Raw genomic sequence first — 12,511 nt, forward strand, 5'->3', positions numbered from 1 at the left:
GTCCCGCCAGGCAGCGGGACTCACAGGATAGGGTATTGCGTGACTCAGACGTATTGGTAACGCAGCAGGCGGTGCTTGATACGCTCCAGGATCAGCTGATCGATAAGCGCTGCCAGAATGGCGATAACCAGAATATTGGCCATCACACCTGTCATATCGCCGGTATCGCCTGCAAAACTCAGCGAACGGCCAAGACCCTTACCGAAATCGACCAGCATTTCCACGGAGATCAGCGCGCGCCATGCATTGCCGAAGGCCAATTGCGCGCCGGTAATCAGCTCGGGCATGACCGCAGGCAGATAGACCCGCCTTACCAGGCCCCAGCGACTGGCCCCCATGACGCGCGCTGCAGAAATATGCACTTTGTGCACCGATTCGGTGGCGTTCATGACGCTGAGCGCAGCCGGGAAAAATGCAGCCAGCGCCACCACGACAATCATGGGTTTGTTGCCAAAGCCCCAGACGATCAGAAACAGCGGCACCCAGGCAATGCTGGGCAGCGACTGCAGAATCACAATCACGTTGCGCAGCACCTCGCGAAAGAAATTCAGACTGGCCGCCAGCAGGCCGAAGGCGATGCCACAGATCAGCGCAATGCCGTAACCGGTGCCAAGACGCGCCAGAGAACCTGCCAGGCCGCTATAGAATTCACCACTACGAATGCTTTCGGACAAGCGCTCGAGCACTGGCAGAATGCCGGGCATGAGAAAGTCTGGCAGCGTCAGTGCGACCAATTGCCAGACCAGAAGAATGAAAGCGATGGCCAGCATCACCGCCAGCGGCTTTTTGAAGCCGCCGATCCGGGTGTTGTTGCTCACAGTTTACGTGCCTTCTGCCATTCAAGATCCAGCACAGTGTTAACGTCAAATGGCTTGCCATCCCTGGTTTTCAGGGAACCGTCACGCTCCATGATACGAGCCAGCTCAGTCATCCGCTCAATATCCTTGTCTGTCACCGTAGGCGTAAATTCCTGGGTCTTGATCGCGTCTTCGATCACGGTCTCGCGCGCCAGCTCACCCTGCTTAAGGGTCTTCAGGGTTGGTTCGGCGATAAAGTAACTGGCGATCAGTTTGGACGCCTGGGCCGGTTGTTTTTCAAGCAGTTCGATTGCCTGCTGCTGGGCATCCAGCGCCTTCCAGATATCATCCTTGCGAGCCTCCAGCACTTTGCCGGAAGTAATCACGACCATGCAGGGAAAGGGCCAGTTTTGGCCAACTTCATAGATCTGCTTGACAGGCGCAACCAGTTGCGCAATCCGGTCATACGGTTCGAAAAGAAACGCAGCATTCACCCGATTGCCCACCAGCGACTGTACCGCGACTGCGGGACTCACGCCCATGACGCTGACATCGCCGTCAGCCAGACCCGCTTGCTTAAATACCACACCGCGCAAGACGGTGTCGGCAGTGCTACCCTGGCTTTGTGAAGCCAGTGTTTTACCTTTCAGGTCGGCCACGGTATTAATACCGGCATCATCACGCACGACCAGCGAGTGGTAGCCGCGCTGCGCACCGGCCACAACCTTCAGGTCTGCGCCACGAGAAGCCCAGGAGATGGCATTGGTAAAGCCAAGTACACCCACATCGACCTGGCCGCCAATAATGGCCTTGACCAGATCGGTACCAGACTTGAACTCCATCAGATCAGTGTCCAGGCCCTGTTTTTTGTAGAATTCACCCTCGTGAGCGACGATCGCCTGCGCATCGTCCATCACCCGCAGATAACCTACCTTGAGCTTGTCGGCCGCCATGGCCGCACCTGAAAGCAACAGCGAAGCCACCAGGGGCAATGCGGTCCATTTACGAATATTCATCTCTGACTCTCTCTAAAAATTTGACTGTTTTTTGTTATTGACTCACATACTGCCCGCTTGCGGATGCCTTGCAGTCTGCCTGCCGAATCTGCTTGCCTACACCTGCCACGATACACAGATGACTGAGCGCTCAAAAAAGACCGCATCAGCGCCTGCAGCGCCACGCTCAAGCAACCATTTCGACCGGCTTGGGTTCATGCGTGACCGCAATACCCAGCAGGCTAAGAATTTCTCGTTTTTCCGCTGCAAGATCAGACAGATCGTGCGAACGTGACCGGTGGCTCAGATTGAATTCCTTGAGCACCGTGGCAGGCCTTGCGCTGAACACCATGACCCGGTCGGCCAGGAACAGGGCTTCGTCCACATCATGCGTTACCAGCAGCACGGTCGGCCTGGCTTGCTCCACCAGATCAAGCAACACATCCTGAAGACTGAGCCTGGTCAGCGCATCCAGCGCGCCGAAGGGCTCATCCAGCAAAAGCACTTCCGGCTCGGCAATGAACGCACGGGCCAGCGCTGCGCGCTGACGCATTCCTCCCGACACCTGGTGCGGATAATAATGTTCGAATCCATCCAGGCCCACGCGTTGCAGCCACGTCGCGGCGCGCTCGTAAGCCTGCTTGCGGGCCACCTGCTGAAACTCCAATGCCATGGCAACGTTCTGCTTTAGCGTCAGCCACGGATATAGCGCATGTTCCTGGAATACCAGCGTGCGGCTGGGATCCGGCTTGGTCACAGGCTGCGAATCGGTATCGATATTGCCCGATGTGGTGCTCTCCAGGCCGGCAGCCATGTGCAACAGCGTGGATTTGCCTGAACCGGAAGGCCCGACCAGGGCAACAATCTCGCCCGAGCGAAAGTCGGCGCTGAAATTCTCAACGACCGAAAGCGAACCGAACTGCTTATAAACATTGTTGAAGCTAAGATTCACGGTATTTTCCCTATACGATCTGACACTATAACCAAATCTTCTTAAGAGAAAAAATAATTAGTATTTATTTTTATATAGCTATTAGTTATTAACAATAAACAGCAGTCATCAGACTTGCTCTGCCACAAACAACAAGGCGTGATCACGAAACCATGATCACGCCCAGCGTGCCGGCTGACATTGCCGGCGGTTGTTTTAAAGTACGGTCAGGAAGCGTTATCCACCGGAATCTGCTGAATGCCCGCCAGCAGCCAGCCGGAATTGTTTTCCTTGTACAGGTTCCATACTTCCTCGAAGCGGAAGGCGGCTTCCTGCGCGTCTTCACGCAACATGCCGGAAAAGCGCACTGAGGCAAGATGACCATCCTGAACCTGCTCAATACCAAGCAGTTCCGCATTGAGCAGCACGACTTCAGTCTGGCTTTGTCCGGCACGGCTGGTAATTTGCGGAGACAGCTCTGCAACCAGATCTTCGGTCAGATAGTTCTTGAGATCTTCAATATCGCCCTTGTCCCACAAACCCTGAATGGTCACGAACTGCTTCTTGGCGGTTTGCAGAAAGGTTGGCGTGTCAAAATCGCCCGGGATAAACCAGCTTTTGTCTTCTGGTTCGGCCGCTGCCTGCGCATTGCCGGAAAAGTCTGTGGCAGACAGGCCACTGTGCTGCTGCGTGCCACCACTGGCAGTATCCTGCCCGGAGTACTGATGCCGTGAGCCTGGTGCCGGAGCACCGGACTGTCGCTGCATGGGCGAGGCGCCCTGGAAGGCCGGACGGGCCTGACCACCGCGTAAACGGCGCACAATAAACATAACGCCAAAAATAACGATGGCAATAAGAAGGGCGCTGGACAGGAATTCAAGCATGGCTCCGCCCAGACCCAGGCTTGAGAGCAGCGCCGCAATGCCCAGACCAGCGGCTATACCGGCAATAGGGCCCAGAAAACGGGAAAACCCACTACGCTGTGCCGCAGCGCCCGCGTTGGCTGGCGCCGCAGAAGTACGATTGACCGCTGTGGGCGCCTGTGCCGCCGGAGCCCGGTTCTTGGTAATGCTGGAAGACTGGCGTCCAAAGCTGCTGCCGCCTCCCATGCGGCGGGCTTCAGCGTCATAGGTCACAGTCAGCATGCTTACAGATGACACGACAATCATCGCAGCCGCGAGAAATTTAGACCACTTTTTGAACATTGATTATTGCTCCGGTGGGATTGACCCACAATGAATAAATTAGCAAACAATTTAATCTTACAAAAACCTGAATATTTATGCAAGCTACTTTGTAATGACCGGAAAATGAAGGATCGGCCTGCCCGATCGGCACGCCTACGCCGGTGCTGCAACCCGCGCGTGGGCAGGCAGAACGCGGCGTCAGAACAGTTTTACGCCTTCGTGCAACGCCACTACTCCGGCAGTCAAGTTGAAATAGCTGACCCGTGGCAAACCGGCGTCGCGCATCATTTGCGCCAGCGTTTCCTGATCCGGGTGCATGCGTATGGATTCGGCCAGATAGCGGTAACTATCTTCGTCATCTGCCACTTTTTTGCCAAGCCAGGGAAGAATATTGAACGAATACCAGTCATAGGCAGGCGCCAGTGGCGCCGCGATCCGCGAAAACTCCAGCACCAGCAATTTACCGCCGGGCTTGAGCACCCGTTGCATTTGTTGCAGGGCCTGGTCCTTGTGCGTCATATTGCGCAGACCAAAGGCAACGGTGACCACATCAAAAAATTCGTCGGGAAAAGGCAGGTGTTCGGCATCGCACACCACCGTAGGCAGCAGCACCCCCTTATCGATCAGGCGATCCCGCCCGACCTGCAACATGGAGGAATTGATATCGGTATGCCAGACCTGACCGGTTGGCCCGACCTTGCCTGCAAAAGCCAAGGCCAGATCGCCGGTGCCCCCGGCAATATCGAGCACCCGCATGCCGGGCCGCACGCCCGCCCGTCCAATCGTGAAGTTTTTCCAGAGACGGTGCATGCCACCGGACATAAGGTCATTCATCACATCGTAACGTTGCGCCACCGAATGAAACACTTGCGCCACTTTTCCGGCTTTTTCCTGTTCATCGACAGTACGGAAACCGAAATGCGTGGTACCGGATTGCCCGGCTGACGTTGGACGTTCTGAATTCATATGCAATCTTTATGAAAAGTAGGCAGGATTGTCACAAACATGACACAATTAGGCAATACCATTGAGATTAGTATTTCCGGTTAATGTCAATCGCGTGACTTTTTTAATTTTACTTCATTATGGCCAGCACAATTCTCGTCGTCGAAGACGAACCCGCAATTCAAGAGCTCATCTCCGTCAACCTGTCCTTTGCCGGCCATAAAGTGCTGCGTGCGCTGGATGCCGAGCAGGCAAAGGTGCTGATCAATGCGGAATTGCCCGATCTGATTCTGCTGGACTGGATGCTGCCCGGCTCCACTGGCCTGAATCTGGCGCGCAATTTGCGCAGCAGCGAGCGTACGCGCGACATCCCCATTATCATGCTCACCGCCAAGAGCTCCGAAGCCGATAAAGTGGAAGGACTCGAAAGCGGCGCCGACGATTACATTACCAAGCCCTTTTCGCCCAAAGAACTGATGGCGCGCATTAAGGCGGTACTGCGTCGCCGCGCCCCCCAACTGACCGACGATGAAATCGAGATCTCCGGGCTCAAGCTGGATCCGGTCTCGCATCGCATCACAGGCAATGGGTCAAACCTGCCGCTGGGTCCGACCGAATTTCGCCTGCTGCATTTTTTCATGACACATCCAGAGCGGGTGTTCACTCGCGGCCAGTTGCTCGATCAGGTCTGGGGAGACCATGTATTTCTGGAAGAACGCACAGTCGACGTGCATATCCGCCGCCTGCGCAAGGCGCTCGAGCCGAGCAATCATCATAATCTGGTTGAAACCGTACGCGGAAGCGGGTATCGTTTCACCTCTAAACTGCCGGCCTAATTGCCCAACAGGCCCGGCATAGCGGGCCCGGTTTTCATTATTGATGCTGGCCAACTGCTGGCGCGCCGTGTTTTTCTTCAAGATTGGGCGGCCAGCGCACGCCATTGTTCAGGAATATAATCAATCATGCCCCGCCCCTCACTCCTGTTCGCCTACCTTGCTGCCGTTGCCCTCGCGCTGGGTCTCCAGTGGTTTGTTGGCGGGCTCAGCGGCGTTCTGTTGCTGGCTGTGTGCGGTTTCGTTTATCTTGCCAGACATCAGCGCCATCACAGGCTCACGCTCAAGTGGGCCAGCCGTCCCACCAGCGCCCCGCCACCCGATCTGGGCAGCTATGACGAAATCGTCACCCCAATTTATAAATACGTACGCACCCGCCAAAACGAATATACAGCGCTGCGCGAACTGACCAATAACGTCCTGTCGGCTGCGCAGGCGCTACCGGCTGCAGCGGTCACGCTGGACAAGTCTTTTCAGATCGAATGGTGCAACGCCCAATCCCAACGGTTGCTGGACCTGGTCTACGAAAAAGACAAGGGCTACAACATCTTCAATATCATTCGCCTGCCTGAGTTTTTCGATTACGCCCAAAGCCGTCAATGGGCCCGCCCTTTGCGCAGTCGCAGGGAAATCGGCGGACAGGTGTGCTCCCTGCAATTTCAGCTGACCCAGCACGCCAACGAAGGATACCTGCTGCTGTGCCAGGACATTACCCAGCTGGAAAAACTGCAAACCACGCAACGGGATTTCGTTGCCAACGTTTCGCATGAAATCCGCACCCCGCTGACGGTATTGATCGGCTTTCTTGAGACCATGCGCGACCTGCCGCACGAAGCGCTAACCAAAGAACAGCGCAAGCAATACGAAGAGCTGATGCACGAGCAAGCGCAACGGATGCTGGCGATCGTGGCCGATTTGCTGACCCTGTCTACCCTGGAATCGACCGAGATCGTCGACGGCTCAAACGTGCAATTGGCTCCCATTATTGACAAGGCTGCCGTACAGGCCCAGTCAATCTCACGCGAATCGCACGCCTTCGAATTCGACGTGGATCCCGCATTGACGGTAGTCGGACAAATGAACGAGCTGGCGTCGGCGGTAACCAACCTGCTGACCAACGCCGTACGCTACACGCCGGAAGGCGGCAAAATCACCATACGCTGGGCCCGCAACGAACATGGCGAGGCCATCTTCAGCGTGACCGACACGGGCCTGGGTATTGAAAAGAAAGACATTCCGCGCATTACCGAACGCTTTTACCGGGTAGACAAAAGTCGTTCCCGCGCATCGGGCGGAACCGGTCTGGGCCTGGCCATTACCAAGCACATTGTCATCCGGCACAATGCCAAGCTGGTTGTGGATAGCGAAATCAACAAGGGCAGCACGTTCAAGATTGTTTTTCCGGAAAACCTCGTCGTCCACACTCCCGAGAGCAATGACGCCAAGATCGTAGAGGATGCGGGGGCGTAATTTGCACGCGCCACGACCAGAAGCCAGGCGGGTGCGCACAACTACGCTAGAACAACCAAGGTTGCGGGCGCCTGGGATGGCGCTGCGTCCAAGTTGCCAACCGGCTCCCCATAAATTGTCAGACAGCAATATTGCCGGATCAGACCTGTTGCTGCGATTTTATTGATGCCATTTGCTACTTCTGCAGACCACTGGACTGGTCAGGAGGTCGGGTCCTGCGCAGCCAGGAAGGCATATCAACTTCCCGACCAGGCCCATATCATTGCCACGCATACTGTGAACATTATTCGGCAGGCGTCTGATGGCTACGCACGCCATTTAAATAAGTGTCCAGATAAATGTCTATGATTTGCGTGGCACTATATTTGCCGTCGCTGCGATACCATTTAGGCAATTGATTGATAATCGAAAGCAGAAATTTGCTGGAAAGCCGCAGCTCCAGGTCGCTTCTGAAGACGCCCGCGTTCATCCCCTCACGGATAATCTGCTTGAGCAAGCCCTCGTACGCATCCCTGACTTCCAGAATCTGCTCACGGGCCTCATCGGAGGCCGCCCCCCAAAAGAGCGCAGACCCCGACATCCAGCTATCCTGGTTTTTTTCGTAATGGTTAACAGAAGCGTGCATGAATGCGCGTAAACGCGCCTCTGCCCCGCCTTGTGCCTGGCTGACCGCGCTCTGCACTTCAGAGAGCAATTGGTCCATGCCGGTCCTGGAACTGGCGCGATAGATAGCCTCTTTGCTTGGGAAATGATGATACAGCGCTGCTTTGGTCAAGCCGGTTTCAGCCGCAATCATGCTGATCGACGCACCACCATACCCGTATCGCGCAAATAGACGTCGCGACGCTTCCAATATTTTTCGTCTTCGGTCCGGGTCTCTGGATGCCATGCAATAGTCTCGTTATAGGGTTCAGCCGTGAATTATAGCTAAGTTCCCTTTCTAAACGAGATCACTGCATCCAGACAAGCCGTCCCGGATTCCATTACAACGAACGGATTGATATCAACGCCTTCGAGCACCGGCGCCCAGTCTTGGGCAAAGTCCGACAGGCTCAGGAGCGCAGATTCCAGCGCTTGGATATCGTGCATTTTCTGGCCTCGCCACCCGGTAAGCAACCGGCAAGCCCGCACCGACCGGACCAATTGGCCAGCCCGTGCTTTGGACAACGGCACAGAGGCGAAAGCGACGTCGTCATATAATTCGACCGCCACGCCACCCAGACCGAACATCACCATTGGGCCAAACGTCGGATCTATATGTATGCCCAATATTGTCTCGATGCCGCCTTTTATCATCGGAGCGATAAGCACACCCTCAATTGACGGTTTGTCACTCAATTGTCCGGCTGCCTCCAGCAACTGCTCGAATGCCTCCTGCACTTGTCCGGCATTCTGCAAATTCAGCAGAACCCCTCCGAATTCAGTCTTGTGCTGAATGTTCGAAGAGACGATTTTCGCCACTACCGGGTAGCCTATATCGCGAGACGCGGCCACTGCTTCGGCTGCGCTTTCACACAACGCTTCTATCGGCACCGGCAGGCCGTACTGCGCGAGCAGGCGTTTGGCCTGCCACTCGTTCAGCGCAGGCTTGCCGACATCAGGCCGATGTCGGCCGGGTCGAACCGGATCAGGCAAACCAGGATGCAGCGTTAACCAACGCCGTTTGAGTTCGCACAACGCAGCCACGGCTCGCATTGCCCGCCCGGGATCGGCGAAAATCACCAGGCCTTGCTGCTCCAGCTGCTTGCGTAACGACTCCTCCGACGGCCCCACCAGTACGATCAGACGTTCGGGATAATTGGTCCTGATCGCTGCCAATTGCTCAAGCAGCGGAAGAAATCTGCCCGGATCGCAAGGGATCTGGGCTAAATAGATAAAATGGATGGCGAATTCGGTACCGCCAATGACAAGGTCTATCAGATCCGGCAGCCCCTGCTTGATGGCGCCGATCTGCGCGGTGGTATCCAGCGGATTGACACCGACAAGAAATGGCACTACCTTGCGCGCCTGCTGCTGCAAATGTTCGCTTACAGCAGGAACCTTTACGCCATAACGCTCGGCATCGTCGGCCATTAGCACACCGATACCACCCGAGACGGTGATAATGCTGGCGCAATCATTCGCAGGCAACGGCAGTTGCGTGCACACGTATGCAATGTCCAGCATTTCTTCAATTGAATAGGCGCGCCATGCCCCGCATTCCTGGCATACCACGTCAAAAATCCTGTCATTGCCGGCGATCGCTCCCGTGTGGGTCGCTACCGCCTGCTGGCCGGTAACAGAACTGCCGACTTTCATCAGGACCACCGGCTTGCCGGCCGCTGCGGCTTTGAGCAGGGCTGCGCGCAACCGATTGCCGTCACGACACCCTTCGATAGCCGCACAGATCACTTTGGTCTGCGTATCCGAGGCTAGAAAATCAATGCATTCGGTAACGTCAATATCAGCCTCGTTGCCGGTCGCAACGATGCGCGCAATCCCCAATCCTCGTTGAATGGCCTGCGCATATGCGCAGGAACCAAAAGCACCACTTTGGGTCGCAAAACTGATGCCTCCAGGCGAGGGCGTAAGGGCCTCCAGTGCAGTGGAGAAGGTTGCAAAGTAGCGATTTCGCACACTGACGATGCCCAGGCAATTGGGGCCAAGCAATCGCACGCCATGACGCTTGGCCAGATCAACCAATTGGTTCTGCCGCACAAGACCGTGCGCGCTTTCTTCTGAAAAGCCCGAACTTAATACCTGAACTGCTTTGATGTTTTTTGCTATGCAATCCTGCAAAGCGTCTAGCGCTGCCGACGCTGGCACAATAATGAGCGCCTGGTCAACATCGCCGGGGATATCTGCCAGACAAGCGTAGGCTTTCAACCCTTGCACTGTTTCGGCACGCCGGTTAATAGGATAAATATCCCCTTCATAGCCTGCTTCGAGCAAAAACCGAATCGGCCTGCCTCCCAGTTTTGCAGGGTCTGACGATGCTCCGATGATCGCAACCGAGCGTGGATTGAAGAACTGATTCAATGAATGACTATTCATCGTAGCTGACGTCATTTGGTGCCCGCCTGAAATTGAGTCAGTGCTTTGGCGTGGCTGTACGCATCGCCAAAACGAAATGCACTGGCCAATAGCCGCGAAGCCATGCGCGCTGCCATGGTCTCCTGGGTCATGCCCATGCCGCCGTGCAGCTGGATGACCGATTGTGCAAACGCTATCGCCTGTTCTCGCGTATATATGCCAAGCAAATCCAAAGCTGCCAGATCGTCGCTGCCACCTGCGCCATCCAGTGAACGCAGTGATGCTATTAGCAGATTCTTGCCCGTTTCAAAACTGACATAGAGTTTGGCAACATCATGCCGAAGCACCTGAAACTGGGCCAATGCCTGTCCAAACTGCTTACGCTCCTGCAAGTAGCTCACGGTCTCGGCCAGCATATAGTTCATGGTACAAACAATATCTGCGGCTACCGACACTTGCGCCAGTTTCCAGCCTGCCTGACGCATTGCCAACGCGGCATCACCCTGGGCCAGAACGCTATGGTTGGCTATTTTTAACGATCCCAAATCAACCTGCTTGATGCACCGCCTCTCGACGGTGGTAAAACGGCGGGACTGATCCGGCAATTGCTCGACCTCGATAAGGACAATACTGATTTTCTGGCTAGCCGTGTCAAGCGCGCAAAATAATACGTGTGTGCAACATTCAGTCCACTCAAAAGCATCTAGCTGACCACTAAGGATCCAGCAGCCATCAGTGACGGGCGACAGTTGGGCAAGCTTGTGCGTTTCCCGACAGCTGAGCGATCCAGCCAGTTCAATACACGCCACGCCTTGGGCAATCTGCGACAGCAAGGTGCTGACGGTTTCCTGCTCGGGCGCCGCTTCAAGCATGCCAGGCACAATGCAACACCGAGTCATGATAGGCAGATTGACTGCCCGGGAAGCCATGCCCTCTAGCAAAGAGCCGATATCAGCAAACGTACCGCCATAGCCGCCATTGCTTTCGGAAATGAGTGTGCTACTCCATCCCATTTCCTGGATAATGCCCGGAGGTATTGCTGCCTCGTATGACGATACTTTTTTTGCTACACGTTCAGCGCCTTCCAACAAAACGCCTGGAAAAATAGTTGCTGCTTCGAATCCCATCAAATCATGCTCCAAACAATTGACGTGCGACCACATTTCGTTGAACTTCTGTCGTTCCGCCGGCAATAGTCTTGGACCGGGTAAACATATAGTTCTGCAGCCAGATCCCCGATTCAGTCGGGTCCGACCCCTCAGATATAAATTGTTGGCTGCCGGTCGGGCCGATAATCCGCAATGCCACTTCGCTAAGCCCTTGCGCTACCAGGCTGCATCGCAATTTCAATGCTGAGGGTTTTGCACCTAACGGCTTTTTCTCCATCATGTCGTCGATTGCGTCGGCCAGCATCTCCCGGGCACCCTTTATCTGTGCTGCCAACATGAACATACGCTGATTCAGTGCCGAGTAGTCATGGCTCGCCTGTTGTTCATGCTGACTTGTCCATAACAATTGCGTCACTCTGCGCCATTGCCGGACCAGTTGACCAACGCTAGCCGGCGGCAAACGTTCGCGCTCAAGCAGATACTTGGCGCACTGCCAGCCCTGCCCCTCTTGCCCCACCCGTTGGGTCAGCGGTACATGTACGTTTTCGAAAAACACTTCATTAACGTGGTGCCAGCCATCGATGGTTTCTATCGGCTTGACCGTTATCCCCGGCGTATCCATGTCCACCAGCAGCAGCGTAATGCCCTCTTGTTTTTTTGCTTCGCGCGAGGTTCTCACCAGCATATAGATCACGTTCGCTTCGTGAGCGTGAGAAGTCCAGATTTTCTGTCCATTCACGATGTAATGGTTGCCGTCCAATTCTGCGCGGGTTTGCAGGGATGCCAGATCAGAGCCCGAATTTGGCTCCGAATAACCCTGGCACCACCAGTCAGAACCATTGAGAATTCGGGGAAGATAGTGTTGTTTTTGCTCGGACGTACCAAACTGCATAATCACCGGCCCAATGTGGCCCAACCCATGATGATAAAGCGGTGGACAATCAAAATCTGCGATCGCCTCTTCAAATATCATGCGCTGGCGCAGGTCCCAGCCGGTACCGCCATGTTCGAGCGGCCAGCCAGGCGCTGCCCAGCCATGTTCGTGCAGGATTTGCTGCCATCGGCTATATACCGTACGCGTCAGTTTTTCTCCGGCCCGCACCTTTTCGCGGATATCTTCGGGGCAATTGTGCCCAACGAAATGACGCACTTCGCGTTGAAACGCCAGATAACGACCCTGTTCATTGTTTGCGCTCGATGGCAAGCAAAGATAATGTTCATTCAGTTGCACA

General features: G+C 55.2%; 11 protein-coding genes. 2 read left to right on the top strand and 9 right to left on the bottom strand.

The annotated features are described in order from the left end of the window. Positions 1 to 44: 44 nt before the first annotated feature. From INT32_RS09325 to ubiE, 5 genes are all read right to left on the bottom strand, one after another. Positions 45 to 818: an ABC transporter permease subunit gene (locus INT32_RS09325; RefSeq protein ID WP_193088451.1), complete on the bottom strand. Its 774-nt coding sequence runs from the start codon at positions 816 to 818 to the stop codon at positions 45 to 47. Beyond that, on the bottom strand, positions 815 to 1,813 hold the full coding sequence (locus INT32_RS09330) for an ABC transporter substrate-binding protein (protein ID WP_193088452.1): 999 nt from the start codon (positions 1,811 to 1,813) through the stop codon (positions 815 to 817). The genes INT32_RS09325 and INT32_RS09330 overlap by 4 nt, the downstream gene beginning before the upstream one ends. Positions 1,814 to 1,979: 166 nt before the next feature. Next, complete coding sequence (locus tag INT32_RS09335) at positions 1,980 to 2,744, bottom strand: ABC transporter ATP-binding protein (RefSeq protein WP_193088453.1); 765 nt, start codon at positions 2,742 to 2,744, stop codon at positions 1,980 to 1,982. 206 nt (positions 2,745 to 2,950) lie between these two features. Then, complete coding sequence (locus tag INT32_RS09340; protein WP_193088454.1) at positions 2,951 to 3,928, bottom strand: Tim44 domain-containing protein; 978 nt, start codon at positions 3,926 to 3,928, stop codon at positions 2,951 to 2,953. A 180-nt stretch (positions 3,929 to 4,108) separates the two neighbouring features. Beyond that, complete coding sequence (gene ubiE, locus INT32_RS09345; protein WP_193088455.1) at positions 4,109 to 4,876, bottom strand: bifunctional demethylmenaquinone methyltransferase/2-methoxy-6-polyprenyl-1,4-benzoquinol methylase UbiE; 768 nt, start codon at positions 4,874 to 4,876, stop codon at positions 4,109 to 4,111. A 119-nt stretch (positions 4,877 to 4,995) separates the two neighbouring features. On the opposite strand from ubiE, the gene phoB reads away from it, so the two are divergent. Continuing rightward, on the top strand, positions 4,996 to 5,691 hold the full coding sequence (gene phoB, locus INT32_RS09350; RefSeq protein WP_025371273.1) for a phosphate regulon transcriptional regulator PhoB: 696 nt from the start codon (positions 4,996 to 4,998) through the stop codon (positions 5,689 to 5,691). A 126-nt stretch (positions 5,692 to 5,817) separates the two neighbouring features. Continuing rightward, positions 5,818 to 7,158, top strand: coding sequence for a phosphate regulon sensor histidine kinase PhoR (phoR, locus tag INT32_RS09355; protein WP_193088456.1), 1,341 nt, complete (start codon positions 5,818 to 5,820; stop codon positions 7,156 to 7,158). A 283-nt stretch (positions 7,159 to 7,441) separates the two neighbouring features. Here phoR and INT32_RS09360 read toward each other — a convergent pair whose 3' ends face one another. The 4 genes from INT32_RS09360 to INT32_RS09375 are packed head-to-tail and all read right to left on the bottom strand — an operon-like array spanning position 7,442 to position 12,510. Continuing rightward, on the bottom strand, positions 7,442 to 8,047 hold the full coding sequence (locus INT32_RS09360) for a TetR/AcrR family transcriptional regulator (RefSeq protein ID WP_193088457.1): 606 nt from the start codon (positions 8,045 to 8,047) through the stop codon (positions 7,442 to 7,444). Between the two features lie 38 nt (positions 8,048 to 8,085). Beyond that, positions 8,086 to 10,206, bottom strand: a complete 2,121-nt coding sequence (locus INT32_RS09365) for an acetate--CoA ligase family protein (protein WP_226816825.1) — start codon at positions 10,204 to 10,206, stop codon at positions 8,086 to 8,088. After that, entirely contained in the window at positions 10,203 to 11,297 is a 1,095-nt protein-coding gene (locus INT32_RS09370) for an acyl-CoA dehydrogenase family protein (RefSeq protein ID WP_193088458.1), read from the bottom strand. The genes INT32_RS09365 and INT32_RS09370 overlap by 4 nt, the downstream gene beginning before the upstream one ends. Before the next feature lie 4 nt (positions 11,298 to 11,301). Continuing rightward, positions 11,302 to 12,510: an acyl-CoA dehydrogenase family protein gene (locus INT32_RS09375; protein WP_370540203.1), complete on the bottom strand. Its 1,209-nt coding sequence runs from the start codon at positions 12,508 to 12,510 to the stop codon at positions 11,302 to 11,304. Position 12,511 lies beyond the last annotated feature (1 nt).

Origin of the sequence: Advenella sp. FME57, from assembly GCF_014897675.1 — a bacterium.
In the GTDB taxonomy this organism is placed as follows: Bacteria; Pseudomonadota; Gammaproteobacteria; order Burkholderiales; family Burkholderiaceae_B; genus Advenella.

Bases quoted from the DNA above. Each gene is read 5' to 3' on its own strand.
- INT32_RS09365 (WP_226816825.1), bottom strand. From the start codon at position 10,206: ATGACGTCAGCTACGATGAATAGTCATTCATTGAATCAGTTCTTCAAT.
- INT32_RS09360 (WP_193088457.1), bottom strand. From the start codon at position 8,047: ATGGCATCCAGAGACCCGGACCGAAGACGAAAAATATTGGAAGCGTCG.
- INT32_RS09340 (WP_193088454.1), bottom strand. From the start codon at position 3,928: ATGTTCAAAAAGTGGTCTAAATTTCTCGCGGCTGCGATGATTGTCGTG.
- INT32_RS09330 (WP_193088452.1), bottom strand. From the start codon at position 1,813: ATGAATATTCGTAAATGGACCGCATTGCCCCTGGTGGCTTCGCTGTTG.
- ubiE (WP_193088455.1), bottom strand. From the start codon at position 4,876: ATGAATTCAGAACGTCCAACGTCAGCCGGGCAATCCGGTACCACGCAT.
- phoB (WP_025371273.1), top strand. From the start codon at position 4,996: ATGGCCAGCACAATTCTCGTCGTCGAAGACGAACCCGCAATTCAAGAG.
- phoR (WP_193088456.1), top strand. From the start codon at position 5,818: ATGCCCCGCCCCTCACTCCTGTTCGCCTACCTTGCTGCCGTTGCCCTC.
- INT32_RS09370 (WP_193088458.1), bottom strand. From the start codon at position 11,297: ATGGGATTCGAAGCAGCAACTATTTTTCCAGGCGTTTTGTTGGAAGGC.